The sequence below is a fragment of the Vibrio sp. Of14-4 genome, assembly GCF_022347625.1.
Lineage (GTDB): Bacteria > Pseudomonadota > Gammaproteobacteria > Enterobacterales > Vibrionaceae > Vibrio > Vibrio pristinus.
On record NZ_JAKRGI010000026.1, the window covers coordinates 1 to 18,302 of the forward strand.

General features: G+C 44.2%; 13 protein-coding genes and 5 tRNA genes. 5 read left to right on the forward strand and 13 right to left on the reverse strand.

All coding sequences use genetic code 11. From position 1 onward, the window contains the following. The first annotated feature begins 2 nt into the window (after nt 1–2). From MHN79_RS18795 to MHN79_RS18815, 5 genes are all read left to right on the forward strand, one after another. Nucleotides 3–78: transfer RNA gene (locus MHN79_RS18795), tRNA-Phe, on the forward strand. A gap of 51 nt (nt 79–129) precedes the next feature. Then, nucleotides 130–205: transfer RNA gene (locus MHN79_RS18800), tRNA-Thr, on the forward strand. A gap of 5 nt (nt 206–210) precedes the next feature. Then, a tRNA-Asn gene (locus MHN79_RS18805) sits at nt 211–286 on the forward strand. 35 nt (nt 287–321) lie between these two features. Beyond that, nucleotides 322–397, forward strand: a tRNA-Thr gene (locus tag MHN79_RS18810). A 6-nt stretch (nt 398–403) separates the two neighbouring features. Continuing rightward, nucleotides 404–479 (forward strand) — tRNA-Asn (locus tag MHN79_RS18815). A gap of 100 nt (nt 480–579) precedes the next feature. On the opposite strand, the gene tldD is transcribed toward MHN79_RS18815, so the two are convergent. The 13 genes from tldD to MHN79_RS18880 form a co-directional block, all read right to left on the reverse strand. Beyond that, the gene (gene tldD / locus MHN79_RS18820) at nt 580–2,025 is read right to left on the reverse strand and encodes a metalloprotease TldD (RefSeq protein WP_239174257.1); all 1,446 of its coding nucleotides are present in this window, start codon (nt 2,023–2,025) and stop codon (nt 580–582) included. 9 nt (nt 2,026–2,034) lie between these two features. Further along, entirely contained in the window at nt 2,035–2,853 is an 819-nt protein-coding gene (locus tag MHN79_RS18825) for a carbon-nitrogen hydrolase family protein (RefSeq protein WP_239174259.1), read from the reverse strand. A 12-nt stretch (nt 2,854–2,865) separates the two neighbouring features. Further along, a complete protein-coding gene (locus tag MHN79_RS18830) occupies nt 2,866–6,741 on the reverse strand; it encodes a YhdP family protein (RefSeq protein WP_239174261.1) in 3,876 nt (1,291 codons plus the stop codon). A gap of 7 nt (nt 6,742–6,748) precedes the next feature. After that, a complete protein-coding gene (gene rng / locus MHN79_RS18835) occupies nt 6,749–8,218 on the reverse strand; it encodes a ribonuclease G (protein ID WP_239174263.1) in 1,470 nt (489 codons plus the stop codon). A gap of 23 nt (nt 8,219–8,241) precedes the next feature. Next, complete coding sequence (locus MHN79_RS18840) at nt 8,242–8,802, reverse strand: Maf family protein (protein ID WP_160932360.1); 561 nt, start codon at nt 8,800–8,802, stop codon at nt 8,242–8,244. 2 nt (nt 8,803–8,804) lie between these two features. Next, complete coding sequence (gene mreD / locus MHN79_RS18845) at nt 8,805–9,293, reverse strand: rod shape-determining protein MreD (RefSeq protein ID WP_160932358.1); 489 nt, start codon at nt 9,291–9,293, stop codon at nt 8,805–8,807. Beyond that, nucleotides 9,283–10,170: a rod shape-determining protein MreC gene (gene mreC / locus MHN79_RS18850; protein ID WP_160932356.1), complete on the reverse strand. Its 888-nt coding sequence runs from the start codon at nt 10,168–10,170 to the stop codon at nt 9,283–9,285. Before mreC ends, mreD begins: the two co-directional genes overlap by 11 nt. A 59-nt stretch (nt 10,171–10,229) precedes the next feature. Continuing rightward, a complete protein-coding gene (locus tag MHN79_RS18855; protein WP_114787462.1) occupies nt 10,230–11,273 on the reverse strand; it encodes a rod shape-determining protein in 1,044 nt (347 codons plus the stop codon). A gap of 205 nt (nt 11,274–11,478) precedes the next feature. Beyond that, entirely contained in the window at nt 11,479–16,002 is a 4,524-nt protein-coding gene (locus MHN79_RS18860) for a DUF6701 domain-containing protein (RefSeq protein ID WP_239174265.1), read from the reverse strand. Further along, entirely contained in the window at nt 15,995–16,423 is a 429-nt protein-coding gene (locus MHN79_RS18865) for an MSHA biogenesis protein MshP (protein WP_239174267.1), read from the reverse strand. Before MHN79_RS18865 ends, MHN79_RS18860 begins: the two co-directional genes overlap by 8 nt. Beyond that, nucleotides 16,395–17,183 carry a type II secretion system protein gene (locus MHN79_RS18870; protein ID WP_239174269.1) on the reverse strand — a complete coding sequence of 263 codons (789 nt, stop codon included), beginning with the start codon at nt 17,181–17,183 and terminating at the stop codon, nt 16,395–16,397. Before MHN79_RS18870 ends, MHN79_RS18865 begins: the two co-directional genes overlap by 29 nt. Next, the gene (locus MHN79_RS18875) at nt 17,183–17,752 is read right to left on the reverse strand and encodes a type II secretion system protein (protein WP_239174271.1); all 570 of its coding nucleotides are present in this window, start codon (nt 17,750–17,752) and stop codon (nt 17,183–17,185) included. Before MHN79_RS18875 ends, MHN79_RS18870 begins: the two co-directional genes overlap by 1 nt. Next, nucleotides 17,730–18,227 carry a type II secretion system protein gene (locus tag MHN79_RS18880; protein ID WP_239174274.1) on the reverse strand — a complete coding sequence of 166 codons (498 nt, stop codon included), beginning with the start codon at nt 18,225–18,227 and terminating at the stop codon, nt 17,730–17,732. The genes MHN79_RS18875 and MHN79_RS18880 overlap by 23 nt, the downstream gene beginning before the upstream one ends. Nucleotides 18,228–18,302: the final 75 nt, after the last annotated feature.

Below are 18,302 nucleotides of genomic sequence, written 5' to 3' on the forward strand. Positions count from 1 at the left end.
TTGCCCGGATAGCTCAGTCGGTAGAGCAGAGGATTGAAAATCCTCGTGTCGGTGGTTCGATTCCGCCTCCGGGCACCACAATTTATTTATTGTTGGTGTCTATTCACAAGCAATAACAAAATAAAATGTGCCGACTTAGCTCAGTAGGTAGAGCAACTGACTTGTAATCAGTAGGTCACCAGTTCGATTCCGGTAGTCGGCACCATTTATTCCCCCTTAGTTCAGTTGGTAGAACGGCGGACTGTTAATCCGTATGTCGCAGGTTCGAGTCCCGCAGGGGGAGCCATATTTAAGGTCAATGATTATTATCGTTGATAAAGTGCCGACTTAGCTCAGTAGGTAGAGCAACTGACTTGTAATCAGTAGGTCACCAGTTCGATTCCGGTAGTCGGCACCATATAATTCCCCCTTAGTTCAGTTGGTAGAACGGCGGACTGTTAATCCGTATGTCGCAGGTTCGAGTCCCGCAGGGGGAGCCACTTTTAAAAAAGCCTCATCATGTGATGAGGCTTTTTTTATACACTTAGCTCAATTATATCTTCTAGGGTTGGCAGACTATACCAACCCATATTAGAGTGACTAGTCAGTACCGCCGACCGTCAAGGAATCCAACTTAAGCGTTGGCTGCCCTACTCCGACAGGAACACTCTGCCCCGCTTTACCGCATACACCCACACCACGATCTATGCTCAAATCATTACCAACCATGGAAACTTGCTGCATGGCTTCGATACCTGATCCTATTAAGGTCGCTCCCTTAACTGGACGTGTGATTTTGCCCTTTTCGATAAGATAAGCTTCTGAGGTTGAGAATACGAATTTACCAGAGGTAATATCAACTTGTCCGCCACCAAAGTTAGGTGCGTACAACCCCTTCTCTACTGTAGAAATTATCTCTTCAGGAGCATGCTTGCCGGGCAGCATATAAGTGTTAGTCATACGAGGCATAGGTAGGTGCGCATAAGACTCGCGGCGTCCATTACCTGTCGGCTCTACGCCCATCAAGCGAGCATTATGTTTATCTTGCATATAGCCCTTCAATACACCATTTTCAATCAGGGTATTGTACTGACCAGCAACACCTTCATCATCAATGTTGAGTGAACCGCGGAGATCTTTCAAAGTCCCATCATCGACAATAGTGCAAAGCTCCGATGTTACCTTCTGCCCCACCTTACCACTAAAGACTGACGACTCTTTACGGTTAAAGTCCCCTTCTAATCCATGTCCAACAGCCTCATGCAATAACACACCAGGCCAGCCAGCTCCCAATACTACTGGCATAGCTCCAGCAGGCGCAGCGTCTGCTTCAAGGTTAACCAATGCCATGCGGATTGCCTCATCTGCATATTGATAAGCGACTTTACTGCCCTGTTCTTGAGTGAGGAAAAAGTCATAGTTAAAACGTCCACCACCACCAGCGCTGCCTCGTTCACGACGCTCGCCACGCTGGGCTAGGACACTGATTGATAGTCGAACCAATGGGCGAATATCACCGGCATATGTACCATCGGTTGCAGCAACAAGCATTTGTTCATGTACACCGCTAAGACTTATCGATACTTCTTTAATTAGAGGCTCTTTGGCTCGAATATAAGCATCCAATTCTTTGAGTAGCTGTGTTTTTTGTTGTTTTTGCCAACTTTCCAATGGGTTTACAGCATCATAAACCTGCTGACTTCTAATCGGTTGCAAAGGCTGAACTTGAGCGCTCTGACCTTGCTGAGCAATGCCTCTTGCCGCAAGAGCACTTTGTTTAAGTGCGTCTAGCTGGATTTGATCCGAATAGGCAAAGCCTGTTTTTTCACCTGCCACCGCTCTAACACCGACACCACGGTCGATATTAAAAGAGCCGTCTTTAATAATACTATCTTCAAGAACTAATGACTCATGCCAACTCGACTGAAAATAAATGTCGGCATAATCGATCTGACGCGTGGCAATACTTGCCAACGTTTGTTCTATGTCCTGTGCGGTCAGGCACCCTGAAGATAGCAATGCCTCTTCTACATGATTTATTGTCATAGTTAGCTCTTAAACATTTAAATGGGTTTCAAAGCGAATGTGCTTGAGTGTTGGCATCGCACAGCGCACTGCTTCAACTCGGTCTAAATCCAAGTCAACGACTAAATTGTCTGGAAGGTTACTTAAACTTGAAATAACCTCCCCCCATGGGGATATTACCATTGAGTGCCCCCAAGTTTCTCTACCACATGGATGAGTTCCAGTTTGATTGGACGCTATAATCCAGCTTTGAGTTTCAATTGCACGGGCACGTAGCAGTGACTCCCAATGCGCGGCACCCGTTACTGCCGTGAAGGCTGCTGGAACCAGTAAAACATTGGCTCCTCGCTGAGCTAATTCACTATATAAATGAGGAAAACGCACATCGTAGCAAATTGATAAACCTAGATGACCAACGGGAGTATTAACTGTGACTATTTGATCCCCTGGTGTGAATGTTTCGGATTCTCGGTAACGCTGGTGAGAGTCTGCAACATCAACATCAAACATATGCAACTTGTCATAGTATGACATTAACTCACCTTGGGAATTATATACCAAGGATGTCGTCGTTACTCCTTTTGCTCGGCGAATCGGCATACTCCCAATAACCAGAAAGGTCGCAGCAGACTTTGCTAACTGTGATAACTCTCTCTGAAGCACCCCTTCAGCCAATGGCTCTGCAACCTTATGATAATCGTCACGACTTCCAAAGACTAAGCTATTTTCAGGTGTAACAATGAGCTTTGCACCTTGTTCGGCCAACAATGTCGCCTGACGCTTAATATAGGCCAGATTCTCTTGAGGATCTGGCCCAGAAGTCATCTGAATAATTGCTATCTTGGGCATGATTTATTTTCCCTATTTAATCGCTTCACGCAGAGTTTCTGGTAACTCAAACTCTCCTTTACTCCTCGATAGTTCCTTAACTTCAGGGTTCTCAAGCGGCCCTTTAACTTCATAATTAACTTGGGTAAAGACTTCAACCACCGGAGATATCACCGTTGTGATAGCTAGAACATACAAAGCCGTTGTAGGTGTCACCGCAAATGCTGTAAGAACCGGAATACCCGAGGTAATATCGGGTACAAAATTAACTTCTGCATCGACGGTTTTAGAGTTAAGGTTCGCTAGACCTTTAATTGTCATTTCACCCGCCAAAGCATCCATTTTGATATCATTAGTAAGGAATATTCCATTTTTGATATCACCGCTTCCGGTTATGGAGTTGAATGCCATTCCGCCATCAAACACATCACTAAAGTCCAGCTGCATCTTACGTATGATGGAATCTAGACTGAACAAGCCTAAAAGCCTTGCCGCTCCAGAAGCTCCTGTCACTTGGCCTTTGCCTAACTTCATAGCGACATGACCCTCAAGGGTATTAACTTTCATCGACCATGGAGAGCCATCCCATTCGACTTTAGAGTCGAGCTCAAATGGGGCCTGCTGGATCCCAGAGGTAATGCCAAAACGCTCCATAACATCACTATTGTTTTCTCCCGACATACTAATATTAAACTGAGTATGGCTTTGCTGCTCACCAAGTCGCCACGAGCCGCTCATATCGACCTTGCTGCGACCAGTCTCAAAATTTAACTTTTTCCACTCAAGCACTTCCCCATGACGTTCTAGATCCAAAAAGGCTTTGCCAACTTTATATCCTTGCAGCCAAAAGTCTTCGATAGCTAAGGTAATATTGGGAATATGCTCATGGAAAGAACGTTCAAAGTCACTAATAAGCTCTTGTTGATCTCTTCCCGCTTTAAACAAGGTGACATCTTTATATTCTTTATCTAAAGCAGGAACATAGACATGTAGTCTATCTAAAGATACAGAAAGGTCATAAGGCGCTATATAGTTTGCCTCCCCTGCTGCCTCTTGGCTTTCTAGATTCATATGCCAACCCAAGTTCTTCCTCTTGGCTCTGAAATCTACGTCATTCCACCAAATACCTCCCAGCGTTAGCTCCTCAACATCAAGATCAATACGATGAGGCATGGGGATTTCTGGCGTATTCATACTGTCTAGGGCTGCTTTGCCTTCACTGTCCGAGTTAGATATCAAATCCATCCATTGATCAAAGTTGAGCTTATCTAGGCGAACCTGCGCGTGATGACCAGAAATCGGGCTGATTTTAAAGCTACCTTTACCAAGGACCAGATTTGTGGCTTTGAGCACAGGGGTGTCTGGTCGAATATCAATTTCGGTTTGGTATTTAAGGTTGGGTAATTGCAAACGAGCGCTGATACTTTCTTGGTTCCCTGAAGCTTGCATACGCGCTTTCCAAGTTTGATTGAGCTCTTTTTTAAGAGGATAAGGATAATCGCTAGACACCATTTTTAAATCAGCATTTGCATCAATTTGGTAAGCAAATCCAACATCATCAAGTTGAATAGCAATGCCCATTTGCCATGGGGCATGGCCATTAACTGGATCTATCCAGCGTTTGCCAAGATAAGAAGCTAAAGGTTTCAGCTCCCAATCACCAACCACGTCGATATTAACATCGTACCCTTGCTCTGCACTTTCCCCTCTAAAGTCCAATGCAACTGGTTGTTCTAGTAACTTTCCTGTTAACCCCGCAGCGCGAACGACATCATTATCAAACTTAATACGTCCTGATACCTTGTCTAGATTCATTTCTGGGGTTTTAATCGCAACGTTAGTATTGGTCAGGTCTGCATAACCCCAAGCTCGCACTTCCTCGTCAGAATCAAAAGGCACATTAAGTTTAAAACTTGATTTCACTTCCCCATTGACTTGGACCGTGGTCAATGCAGCGCCAACTGAGTCAACCAGTGGTGATGACATCATATAATCTCTTACTGAATTTCCCTGTCCGGCTGCACTAGCTTCTATTTCTATGTGTCCACCAGGCCCAAGCCTTGGTATTTGTCCTTTAATACGCGTTGCTTTTATATCAGTGAGAGTTGCACCATGAGAGTCGAGATAAAGCGAGTCGTTTTGAAACAGTAAATCAAGCTGCAGATCGGTAATGGTTGGCCACGCGGTATCAAAGCTAAATTTGGCACTGTTAAGACCGACCCATGCCTGAAATACACCATTATTATTGCTGTATGGAAAGTCACCTAATTCGCCATACCAAAGTAGTTTGGCAGTTTTTACCTTACCCGCTTGAATGCCACTCGATAGGTAATCGGTTAAATCACGCCCTAGAGCTAATGCTGGCAAATAACGCCAAGTTTCTCCAGCATTATAAAGGTCTGCTTCAGCATAAAATGATAAAAATGGACTTTGCTCTTTGGGAAAATCAAGGCGAAACTCTCCCAGCACTTGAAGATCAGGAGTCGCCACAGAAACTTTATCTGCCCACAACGCCCAACCATTAGTATCGCTTTGCCATACAATATCTAGCTGACCTTGTTTAATGTTAAGCGGCGCCTGAAATACATCACCATAAGGTAAAACATCATCAATAAGACTTACTTTGGACTTAGCTTGGTAACGATTGCCTGATATGTCAGCTGAAAGGTGTTCAACGCCGGGCAATAGCTCCCATTGCTTCATTGAGCCATCATTAAGCTGCATCGAGTATTTAAGTGAATCAAAATCAGACCCCCTCATTGATAGACGAATGTCTTCAAGAGAGCCACCAAGATTCAATGTTTCTAATAGTTGCGATACTTGTTTCGAGTTTGGGAAAAGCTTGGCCAGAGGAGCGACAGCTTTTAGATCGAGCTGTGACACATTAAGAGACCAATCTTCAGCTTGCCAGCTAAATGCGGCATCAAGCTCAGGCCAAGGTTCATGGTCGGTGCGTAGCTTGAAGGCGTGAGCATTGACTTGCCAACCTTGCTCACTTGGTTCTAACTCTAAAATTCCTGACTCAATCGTCAATTCATGCTGTTTACCTTCTTGCCAAATAAGTTCCGAAGGTTCTATTTCAACATAAGCACTGACAGGTTGGTTGTGTTCAAGGTTTATCCAGCTATTGAGGCTTACTTGTCCCTTCTCAATACCCGTTTCGGTTTGTAAATACTGAGTTAGCCAAGGTGTAATCAGTACATTATCTACTGCTAAATAGAACTCACCACTAACCTCAGCTAAAGAGCCATGATCAACAAAATTCGCTTTAACTTGTGCAGAGTTTAAATTGGTATCAGCGATACTAACTTCACCATCAGCTATGTGGTGTCGACCCTTGTTTTGCCAAAACAACTGACTGATATCGAGCTCTCGAACTGAGCCATCAACCCCTTGGATCCGAATTTCAGAGTCTTGCAAAAGAAAACTATCTAGCTGACGTAACAACAACTGATCGAGTTTTTCAATAACGCTTCTCTGTTCTGTTTTAGGCTGTAAAACCTTTGTACCACCAGATTGGGCCCATGCAACAGAACTCAGATCTAGGTTGAGTTTGTTCATGCTAAGATCAGCGATGACTGGCCTCATATCTAACAGAGATTGAACCAGATCAAACTCAACTTCAACTGTTTGTACTGAAAAGTGGATCCCACTTGATTCTGGGGTATTAGCTTGAACATTTTTCAGTGATATTGAAGGGTGGGTGTTACGCCAAAAACCACTGATTTGATCAATTTCAAAATCCAGCTCCGAACCTTGGTTGACCCAATGCTGAATTTCTCCCTTGAAATGGTTAAGTTGTGGTAGAGCTATCCTTAAGGTTGTGACAAATACAGCCAAAGTGACACAGAGGACAACCGCTAGCCACGAAAGTCCTCGAAGAATAAATTGAGTCGTTAGTCTATTCACAAACAGCCTACATCATGACTACGTCAAATTGCTCTTGAACATATAAAGGTTCAGCTTGCACTTTAACCTGCTTTCCAATAAAAACCTCTAATTCTGCCAATGCGTGAGACTCTTCTCCTTGCAAGTTATCGGCCACTGCTGGAGAAGCGTAAACAACAAATTTATCGGCCTCATATGCTCGATTCACTCTGGTGATCTCTCGCAAAATTTCATAGCACACGGTATCGACTGTCTTAACACTACCTCGACCTTCACAAGTCGGGCAGCTTGAGCATAAAACATGTTCAATACTCTCTCGGGTTCTTTTACGAGTCATTTCGACCAAACCCAACTGAGTGAATCCATTAATATTCGTTTTCACTCTATCTTTATTTAGAGCAACTTCTAATGAAGTAAGTACTCGCTTACGATGGTCTTCCGACATCATATCAATAAAATCGATAATGATAATGCCGCCTAGATTCCGTAACCTCAGCTGGCGTGCTATTGCCTGAGTGGCTTCAATATTGGTATTAAATATCGTCTCTTCTAAGTTGCGGCGACCAACAAAAGCTCCAGTATTAATATCAACTGTTGTCATTGCTTCTGTCTGATCTATGATGAGATAGCCGCCCGACTTCAACTCCACTTTGCGCTCTAGCGAACGCTGCACCTCGTTTTCGGTGTCATACATATCAAAGATTGGCTTATCACCATCATAGAGCTCAAGCTTATCGGTCAGTTCTGGTACGTATTCTGAGGTAAACTCTTGTAGATTCTCAAATTCTAATCGCGAGTCGACTAATATTTTGGTCAGCTCTGTACCGACAAAATCACGTAAAATTCGTTGTGAAAGCCCTAACTCGCCATACAAAGTAGAACGGGTTTTATATTTAGAACGACGTTCATTGACCTTAGACCAAAGACGTTTCAAAAAAGCGGCATCTTGGGACAGCTCTTTATCATCAGCACCTTCCGCTGCGGTACGGATAATAAACCCGCCCTCCTCGTCACAATAATGACCTACTACTTTTTTAAGACGATTACGTTCTTCTTCACTTTCAATCCGTTGTGATACACCAACATGACTGGCACCAGGCATGAAGACGAGATAACGAGAGGGAAGCGTAATATCGGTAGTAAGACGAGCACCTTTAGTGCCAAGAGGATCTTTGACGACTTGAACAACTATGTCTTGGCCTTGGCGGACTAATTCCGAGATATCTCGAACTTGAAACTGCTGCTTTTCGTTTTCAGCAACACATTCTGTATGAGGAACAATATCGGATGCGTGAAGAAACGCGGCTTTATCGAGACCAATATCCACAAAGGCTGCTTGCATACCGGGTAAAACACGGCTCACTTTCCCCTTATAAATATTACCTACAATGCCTCGTTTTGCTTCACGTTCTACATGGATCTCTTGAAGGCTTCCCCCTTCAATCATAGCGACTCGAGTCTCGCTTGGGGTGACGTTGATCAACAACTCTGCACTCATGAGTACACCTCAATATGTTAAATTTATAAGAATTTGTGCAAGAGCTGGTCAGTTTCGAATAATGGTAGGCCGACTACAGCATGATAACTACCTTCAATACGGGTTACAAAACGTCCTCCAATCCCCTGAATTCCATAAGCACCAGCTTTGTCACACGGTTCACCCGTTTGCCAATATTGTTCGATTTCTTCCTCTGACAAAGGCTTGAACCAAACATCGGTAGTTACAACTATCGTCTCTTGTTGCTCACTACTTACTATAGTCACGGCTGTCATCACTTGATGAGCACGATTAGACAACGACATAAGCATCTGCTTAGCCTGGTCCAGATTATTGGGCTTCTCCATTACCCTGTTGTCACACACTACGATTGTGTCTGAACCGATCACCACAGCGTCACTTTCTATCTCTAATCCGGCTAAAGCCTTATCTTGAGAAAGACGTTCAACATATTGTGTCGGTGTTTCATCCAAACTTTGAGACTCCTCTACATCGGTTCGGATAACACTAAATTGATAGCCTAGCTGAGACAATAATTCTTTACGCCTCGGTGAGCCCGAGGCCAATATTAATTTCTGTTCCATTTTTACCTCACATGCCAATGTCTTCTGATCCTTCGCATCAATAAAAACAGCCATGGCCAAAGAATGGCGTTGATAAGACCACTCCAAAGTAATAATGGATTAAATGCCACCTCCTGAACCAAGTATTCACCAGAGAAGATAAGCACATCTAACATCATAGAAAGCAAACCAACCAGTATGGCCTGCTGCCAAAGTGCCATATTCCTCAATACTAAGAAGTTCAGTGCGACTAGGTAAACAACGATGGACATCATCATGCCACGTATACCAAGAGTAGAGCCGAGCAAGAGGTCCCAGAGAAGCCCCAGGACCAGAGCGGTACCAACGTTCACTCTATGGGGCAAAGCCAGCACCCAATAGCAAGTAACCAAGAGTAGCCAAGAAGGGCGCAATAGGTCAAAAACACCTGGCCATGGAATGGTTTGCAGGGTTAAAGCAATCAAAAATGAAAAGGCAATAACCATCTTACCTTTTAAGACACTATTCGCCACCAGCTGTTACCTCTTGCGTGTTTTGCGGCAATGCCTGTTGAACTTTATGTTGTCGAGAATCGTTTGGCCAAACAAGGAGTAAGTAACGAAGACGTTCAAAATCAACCACAGGTTCTGCCTCAATTGCCGCAAATTCTCGTGCTGTATCGCGCATCACATTAGCCACATGGGCAACAGGGTAGCCTTCTGGATAAACACCACCAAGACCAGATGTAACCAATAGATCCCCTTCCTCAATGTCCAAACTAATGGGAATATGATCCAAGTTAATCCGATCTATTGAGCCATTACCTGAAGCAATAACACGAATATCATTTCGAATGACTTGAACAGGAATCGCACTTTGGCTGTCAGTCAGCAGAAGCACTCTACTATTATGTGCTGAGACAAAAGTCACTTGTCCGACAATCCCTTTCTCATTGGCAACGGGCTGCCCGACATACACACCATCTATCTGACCTTTATCAATCACTACTTGCTGGCGATAGGGCGAAGTATCTACCGCCATCACTTCAGTCACTACCTTACGCTCATCACGTACAAATGAAGAGCCTAATAACTTACGCAAACGTTGGTTTTCTTCTCGGTACTGATCAAGCAGTAACATGTCATTCTTAAGACGCAGAATTTCACGCTTAAGTTTGTAATTGCTTTCCATAAAGTCTTGGCGAATATTAAATCGCTCATACGCATCATCAAATATAACGCGAGGGACATCTGCCAAGTATTGAATGGGTGCTACCATGCTATTGAGAAGATAACGTATTTCGGCAAAAGCACCTAAACGACTGTCAGCCAGCATGAGGCTGGCTGACATAATGACCGCGAAAAACAATCGTAACTGAAGTGAAGGTCCTCTGCCAAAAATCGGCTTCATTGAATATGAGTTCCTTTTTTACTCTCAAATAGGCCCGATATTAATTCAGGCTAATCTGATTATTCTTCACTGAAAAGATCGCCGCCATGCATATCGATCATTTCTAACGCTTTACCACCACCACGTGCAACGCATGTCAACGGGTCTTCAGCGATAACAACAGGGATACCTGTTTCTTCAGTTAGAAGGCGATCAAGGTCTTTTAATAGAGCACCTCCACCAGTTAGAACCATACCATTCTCTGAAATGTCAGATGCAAGCTCAGGTGGACATTGCTCAAGGGCAACCATGACTGCAGAAACTATCCCCGTAAGAGGCTCTTGTAGAGCTTCAAGAATTTCATTCGAGTTTAAGCTAAAGCTTCGTGGCACACCTTCAGCTAAATTGCGGCCGCGTACTTCTATTTCTTCAACTTCATCACCAGGATAAGCAGAACCAATCTCATGCTTGATTTTTTCTGCTGTCGCTTCACCAATTAAGCTGCCGTAGTTACGACGCACATAATTAATGATGGCTTCATCAAATCGGTCACCACCAATACGCACAGACGAAGAATACACTACACCGTTTAACGAAATGACAGCAACTTCTGTGGTACCGCCACCAATATCAACCACCATAGACCCTGTAGGTTCTGAAACACGAAGACCGGCACCTATTGCAGCCGCCATTGGCTCATCAATCAAATACACTTCACGAGCCCCAGCGCCAAGCGCCGACTCGCGAATCGCTCTGCGCTCAACCTGAGTAGAGCCACAAGGCACACAAACCAATACCCGTGGGCTTGGTTTTAGCACACTGTTGTCATGCACTTGTTTAATAAAATGCTGCAACATTTTTTCGGTGACATAAAAGTCCGCTATCACGCCATCTTTCATTGGACGAATTGCAGAAATGTTACCTGGAGTACGGCCAAGCATTTGTTTCGCTCCGTGCCCCACAGCAGCAACACTTTTACCTGCTCTGTTACGGTCTTGACGGATAGCGACGACTGAAGGCTCGTCAAGAACAATACCTTGTCCTTTGACGTAAATAAGAGTGTTGGCAGTACCTAAATCGATAGATAGATCATTAGAAAATATGCCACGAAGTTTTTTGAACATATTCTTCGCTCGTCCTGAAAGAATTAGAAGATAGAAATTTGCACTAAATGTACCAATGCCTAGCCATATCAGCAAGGTGTTGAGCTATAAACATAGGTTGAAATCCGTTATTTCTAACAGATTCCTAACCGAAGTCGAAAAATCACGCAATGAATAGAGCGTATTTATAGAGTGTGACGTTTTTTTTGAACACTAGGAAAAAACGCTAGTCTTGCTCATTCCACCAGATAACGCGATCGCTTCCTCGGTAGGTGCCAAACTGAACTTGCCCAGACACCGAGTTATCATCATCGAGACTGCCATCATTATCGACATCCTCTCTAAGCCACGGTACTCCGTTACTTTGCATATCAAAAGACGAGGTAATCGTCCCCGTATTCCCAGAGCCTGGCGCACTGAACTCAAGCCAAGACTCGCCGTTGCTAGCCGTGGCTGATGTCAGGGAGACATTAACCTCAGGCGGCGTCGGGCTGCCGCTGGTGATAACCGTGTAATCGCTTGAAACAAAAGAAAAGTTGGTGACGCTATCAAAGTTTGTACAAGAATCCGCAGTATTAGTGACGAACTGGTTGCTGTTGTAATACTGTAGTTCAAGTCTTTGCCTTAGCGCAGAAAGCTCAGAGCCATAGGTATCATTAAGGAGTAACCTGCCCCAGTATAGCTGCATTGCATTGTCGCTGTTAAAGCTAATACCTAAGCAATCAGCATTCGAATCAGAATCGGCTATTTTATAACAAACATTGTCTTGATCGGTGATATCGCTCGCACCCAAAGTGAGCTGAAGATTTGCTGAGAAAGAGTTTATAGGGCTCGCACTCTTGGTGTAGGTGATCTGTTCATTATTTAGTTGCACTACGGAGGCATTGGTGGGATCTGTAAATCTACCGACACTTGCTGCATCTTCATCAAAACTAATTAATTCACTGGTATTAGTATCACTGTATGTACGCGCAGGCCAACTACTGTCATAACGCCAAAAGTCGCCAAACTGGTAATTTGTGACATCAGCGCCATTGGTAGCTTTTGGGTTTAGCGCTAAACGGGGAGCAAGGAGATAACTGAAAGGCTGGCCAATATAGCTAAAGCTGTTGTTACAAGTTGCTTGCAGCGTAGGTGATTGAAAAACAGACGCTGCAAAGTAGGCGGGGATAAAACGCAGATACACACTCTGAGCGGGTTCAATGGTTTTTGCGTTACTACCATTGAATGTTGCTGGAGGAGTAATGGTAAAATCAAACACTCCCACTTCTGATAAAGACTGGGGAACAATATTGGTGCTGCCAACCACAGCAGAATGATCATAGCTTACCGTGCTTATCGTGCCGTCTTGAGAAGTCGCAGTATCAGGCGATGCCAATTTATGAGCAACATCGATACCGCTATGTGTGTAGTTGGGCGTTGGCTGGTTGGTTTGACTTAGCGCTGTGACTTCCAGATTAAAATTCGCACCTGCTTTAGTGAACCAATTACAAAACGCATCGATACTGGTGCACTCTTCTTCAACTCCAGCAGAATTCTTTGCCACTACAGCAAGAGAAGCAGGAAAACTCACGAAATTACTGGCCCCAGTTAACTCCAAACCACTTTCATCCCCAGTACCAGTAAATTTAGCATTCAGTTGTAACTGCCCTGCATCGTCATAATTAAGATTAAACTTGGTTTGGCCATTACTATCAAAGGCCAAATCAAAATTATCAGCTCCTGACTCACTTGTATTGAGTTCAATATAGGTTCCAGTTGGATCAACAGACACTTTAGGATCACCAATTATCTCAGGTGCTGAGGGGTTTAAATACTGACTCCAAAGGGCCACACTTTTAGTCACATTGCCAAACCCCACATCACACTTTGTATTACTGTCACCCTGCTTAACTGCACTTATGGTCACCTCTACAGCTTCAGCGGCGTATTTATCGGGAACATCAATTTCAAAACCACTGTCAGAAAAAACTAGGTCACAATTTGATGCGCTCCAGCCTCCACTGCCTATTTGGCATAAATTGGTAGAAAATGGTCGAGCAGGTGGATTAGAACCCATAACATCCAAAGTTATCGTGCCCGGTTGATATTTTCTGATATAAAAGGTCCCAGAACCACCAGTAAAACTCTGTGAATAGCCCCCTTCCCAACCGCCACCGCCTGAAACAGTCGATGGGTCGAGAGAAACCGTAACCGTATCGGTAAATAACTCGCTACAAGTCGCATTTTTACAAGCCTGAATCGTGACTTCAGAACGATTACAAGTCACTCCTTGTCCCGTATGGGTGATACGAAAGTGATCGATTTGCTCATTGATGGGGCGCGATCGAAGCGCACACACTTCAAAATTGTCTATCTCATGAATATTGGTCACACTACCAGTAGAACCAGTTACGGATAGTAGAAAGTCAGCAGGCACTGCTGCCTGATTAAACTGACTAGCTAAAACATTGACTGGACCAACAATAGACTGCCAACTCCCACTGCCTATTTTGCGTGAAATCTCAACCTGAGATTGATTACTGACTTGCGAGTCAACAACAATGCGATAACGGTGAATTGAACCCGAGTTATTGTTATCAACGGTAGGAGATAGGCAGTTCCCCCCTGTATTAGTCTGTCCATTATTACATGCTCCCGCCAAGTACCGATAACCTGTTTCATCAACCCCGGAGCCGCGAATAGCAACAGATTGCCGCCTACGCCCAGGTGTAGAGCCTTCTCCCCCCTCTCTGGAAAAGTTACCATATTCATCGATACCAACCCCGAGCCAACCACCAGCAAAACCAGGTTCGTTTGGCTTAAAGCCATAGCCCAGAGGTCCACCAAAAGCACCGGCTCTGGGCGTAATAAGGGCATCAGATAGAACAATGGCGATACCGTCCGCCCCGTTACCTCCATAAGCAAAATGATCAAACTCAATTTCAACTAAGTTATCCGCAGCTGGGAATAAACGCTGATAGGTAGAGGACGTTGCTTGATTGCGAACCGCCTGTGTAAACCTTAATCTATTATTGATAATTTGTGGTTGAAAAGAGCCTTTACTGGTTGAGGTCACCCAAAGGTTTGAAAGTGGGCTAGAACTAAAATCATCGGTAAAGCATTGAGGAGTAGGCGTCATACTGCAACTATGACGCTGGCGATACAAACGGCGAATTTCTGCTTCATCCAAATATTCATCAAAAATCTGCACTTCATCAATAGAACCATCAAAACCTTGGGTGGTCGTGTTGTAGTCTTGCCCTATTCTTAACGTCCTTGCATTAGTATTAAGAAAACGATTCCTACCACTGTTGGAAGAGGCTCGACGTTCCCCATTTATGTATATTTGCGCCCTAGTATTATTGCCATTGGTGCGATATCTAACAGTGACAAAAGTCCACTCATTGAGAGGTATAGAGGTTGAACTGGTCAAACTCCTCCAATTGGTATTGCTCTCTTCCCACCACCAATATAAACGTCCAGAGCTATCTAAATGAAACTCATAATTGGTGTCTTTCGACACAATGGTATGCAATCCACCACCACTCGGAAGACTCGTCGGGTATATCCATGCAGAAATCGTCAATCGACTGCTAAGATCAAGCAAGTTATTGTCGGGGATTTCAACAAACTGATTGTTGTTATGCTCGAAAACGCCATAGCCACAAGTTCCCGAGTCATTGATAGATGCTAAGGCTGGTGACGCTGTAGCAGTCAGAGCGCCGCCAAAAGCCCTACCATTAAGGGTATTACCCGATGAATCTTTAACTTCACTGGCAATATTCGACCATGTTGGTTCTTCTAGATGATATAAAGCGATGGGATTCGGCAAAGGATCAACGCCACAAGAGTTATTAGGCGATTGGTTATATAAACAGCTTCCTTCAACCGTACTACCTCCATTGACGAATACGGTACCAGAGGTCGGCGGACCGGCTGTCACATCACCGACAATTTCTGAACCATCTTCCAATTTGACCGAATTATTGGAACTGGTTATATCACCAATAAATACCGTATCCTCTATGGTGATTTCTCCATTGGCATTAGCATCTCCAGTAACATCCGATTCTTTTACCGTAATTTTGTTATTTGGTGAACTGAGATCGCCAACAATTTGGGATTCTTCTACCGTAATATCACCATTAGCCGAAATGTTACCCGTCACTTCAGATTCTTTGACTGTAACTTTATTATTTGGCGTTGTGATATTGCCCGTTACTTTCGACAATTCTTCTATTTTAATTTCACCATTGGCATCAATATTTCCCGATATTTCTGTCCGCTTAATCTCCACTTTGTTGTTTTGCGAGCTTACAGACCCACCAATATTACTGTCTTCAAGGACAATATCTCCGCCAGTGACTATCCCTCCCGTAAACTCTACATCTTTGAGTGATACGGACGAGCTACTGGCGTCAAAACCTCCATAAAGCTTATTATTGCTTTCAGACCAATCTAACGAACCATAACTAGACTCCAGATCAATGCCGTATGTGGCATCACCAACTGTGTTCCCACCATCAAAATCAAATCCATCATCAGCATCTAATATAGAATCACCAGTAGCCCGAATCGTATCATTAGAAGACAATTCAACCTTACCATTTTGACATCGATAGGTGTCCGTCCCTGAACCAAAAGAGAAAGACCAGCTTGTGGAGCAAGAAGGTAACACTCTCTCAGATGGCGTGGGAGATAAAACAAATTCTTGAGCAAAAGTTGACGTAGTCCACATTAAGAGCATTGCCGCAATAAACTTACGCATCGTCGCGCACCCCGACTTGTATTACTCTTTGCAATTGCCAATCTCCCACACTGCAGGTCCCTGTAGATGTGATCTGGAAAATATTACGACTATCGTCAAGTTGACCAACATTGACGCAGCTAACGCTTGCCGAGCATTGAAAAAAACCTGTACCTTGCAGGGTTATCGTTTGGACAGAGAGAGATTGGCAGCTGCCGCTAGATGGGGTTTGATAGAAACGGCTAAGCTCAATTTGAGCGGCAGAGCGCGCCGCCAGTTCCGCTCTTGTTCCGATTACAGATGCAATAAACTGATCGCTGCTACGCTCTTGGTTTCGGTTAGCCACTGCGGCGACAAAGCCAACCACAACCACAATAATAAACACCACCAGCAGCAGGCCACTGCCAGTTTGTTTACGGCGTGTTATAGATAAGCGCATCATGATCAAATCTTACCTGTTCTCCGTTGTCCTCAAATATGAGTTCCATTTTCACCAAACCATTGCGTTGCAACTGTGGCTGTTCAACGATAAAGTTCACATCCGTGAGATTACCCGCAACCCGAACTCCAGTATTTAGCGACGCTGGCGCTAACGAGGCTCTATTCAAAGAATAGCCGGAATAGCGCAATAACTCATTACCCACAAGACAAAAAGCTACAGGCTCTCGATAGAAATACAGGCGATCAGCAGGGCTAAGCGTCGCAAATCCGCTTAATTGGGTCAAAGTCACATCGACCATACTTGTCATCGCCCCACTCACGGCAAAATCAACCGCTGTCTGAACTTGGGCCGTTTGGCCAATGGACACCACATCAGCTCTGAGCTCAGCCGCACTTGTTGGATAAACAGCAACTCGCTCATTGGCCGGTATGTTCTTTTCAATTGGCAACACTCGAATAGCAGAAGAAACCGCTAAAGGAGAGGGAAGATCGATATAAATCGCACTATTGGTAATGGGTAAGATTTCAATGCAATCATTGCTGACAACCACGCTGTTAGGCACAGCTTCTCGAATCTCTCTGCGTAGTCTTTCAGTGACAAACCGTCCTTGTTGCACAAGAGCTTCACGACTGGCTGAGTCTGAAAAAGACACTAAAGATTGACGAATCACCTCACCGATAAATAACCCTACAATACCTAGTAAGGTAATAGAAATCACCATTTCAATTAAGGTAAAACCACGCCCGCGCTCTAGTTGCATTAATAGTTCCCTCTGATAACCGCAAACGGATACTGGTTACCCTGACGGTCAGTTACCGTCACTTCTATTCGCTTATAATTGGTGATGTTGGTAGAGAGCGTGCCTTGCATCACTCCACCATTAAAATCCTCATAATAAACCGCAATAGCAATGTTATAACCTTGATAACCCTCACTTAAGGTCGCGCCCAGCACATCTCGCGCGCTACCATTAAAACCATTAAAATCATCAACATCATTATACAGCGTGTTGTTACTCTCCCCTGAACCCGTTTCCGGGCCTAAAGCGGTTGATATGGTGCAAGTGGCCCCTGACACGCCGGACAAAACGCATTCAGGTAGGCCACCATTTGGACCTGAATTATGATCAAAATTTCTGCCTAGTACTTCATCTATCACGGCACGCCCTAGCTCAGCTGCCTTAACAGCTGCAATTTGATCAGCGCTTTGTTTACTTCTTGGAAAAAGCGCAGTAGAAACCCCGCCAACGACTATCGCCAAAATGGTGATGACAATGATCATTTCAATCAAAGTAAAACCACGTAGCTTAGCAGCTTGAAGCATTGGCATAGATCCCCCCTTGTGCATTGATACAGATAAAGCGCTGCACGCCAGATTGACCAGTTAAAGTCACTGTGCAATCCGAGGAACACTGTTCGGGGCGTCCTAGAGTGTCAAAATCAATAAAATTGACATTACCATCTGCCTCAAGGCTAAGTTGTACATTGGCTTCTTGGCCATTTACATAACTGCTGTCACTGGTGTCTGTGGGAAGGGTGGTACTACATGAGCCCGCGGATAGCGCTGGCGAGACCTGCATCAATTGGTTATTGCTCATCAACCAACGTCCACAAAAACCACTACGATTCATAGAACGAAGCTGAGTTAATCGTAAAGAGGAAAGCACTTCTTGCTCGATAAGCTGGGCATCAAAGCTGCTTTTTCCAAAAAACCGACTCGAAGCGTATGCAGATACTATCCCAAGTAGGATAACAATGGTGATAAGTTCAACTAACGTAAAGCCATGGTTGTGCCTACTGAGCATAAAAACCTTACATAAGTGATGGGCGTGGTCTAATTATAGATAGTAAATAGCATTGCAGGCACTAAGCTTGTCTTA

What these genes read in the sequence shown, in the direction of transcription:
- MHN79_RS18825 (WP_239174259.1), bottom strand. Translation starts at nt 2,853, where the DNA reads ATGCCCAAGATAGCAATTATTCAGATGACTTCTGGGCCAGATCCTCAA.
- MHN79_RS18875 (WP_239174271.1), bottom strand. Translation starts at nt 17,752, where the DNA reads ATGCCAATGCTTCAAGCTGCTAAGCTACGTGGTTTTACTTTGATTGAA.
- mreC (WP_160932356.1), bottom strand. Translation starts at nt 10,170, where the DNA reads ATGAAGCCGATTTTTGGCAGAGGACCTTCACTTCAGTTACGATTGTTT.
- MHN79_RS18865 (WP_239174267.1), bottom strand. Translation starts at nt 16,423, where the DNA reads ATGATGCGCTTATCTATAACACGCCGTAAACAAACTGGCAGTGGCCTG.
- MHN79_RS18840 (WP_160932360.1), bottom strand. Translation starts at nt 8,802, where the DNA reads ATGGAACAGAAATTAATATTGGCCTCGGGCTCACCGAGGCGTAAAGAA.
- tldD (WP_239174257.1), bottom strand. Translation starts at nt 2,025, where the DNA reads ATGACAATAAATCATGTAGAAGAGGCATTGCTATCTTCAGGGTGCCTG.
- MHN79_RS18860 (WP_239174265.1), bottom strand. Translation starts at nt 16,002, where the DNA reads ATGCGTAAGTTTATTGCGGCAATGCTCTTAATGTGGACTACGTCAACT.
- rng (WP_239174263.1), bottom strand. Translation starts at nt 8,218, where the DNA reads ATGAGTGCAGAGTTGTTGATCAACGTCACCCCAAGCGAGACTCGAGTC.
- MHN79_RS18855 (WP_114787462.1), bottom strand. Translation starts at nt 11,273, where the DNA reads ATGTTCAAAAAACTTCGTGGCATATTTTCTAATGATCTATCTATCGAT.
- MHN79_RS18880 (WP_239174274.1), bottom strand. Translation starts at nt 18,227, where the DNA reads ATGCTCAGTAGGCACAACCATGGCTTTACGTTAGTTGAACTTATCACC.
- MHN79_RS18870 (WP_239174269.1), bottom strand. Translation starts at nt 17,183, where the DNA reads ATGCAACTAGAGCGCGGGCGTGGTTTTACCTTAATTGAAATGGTGATT.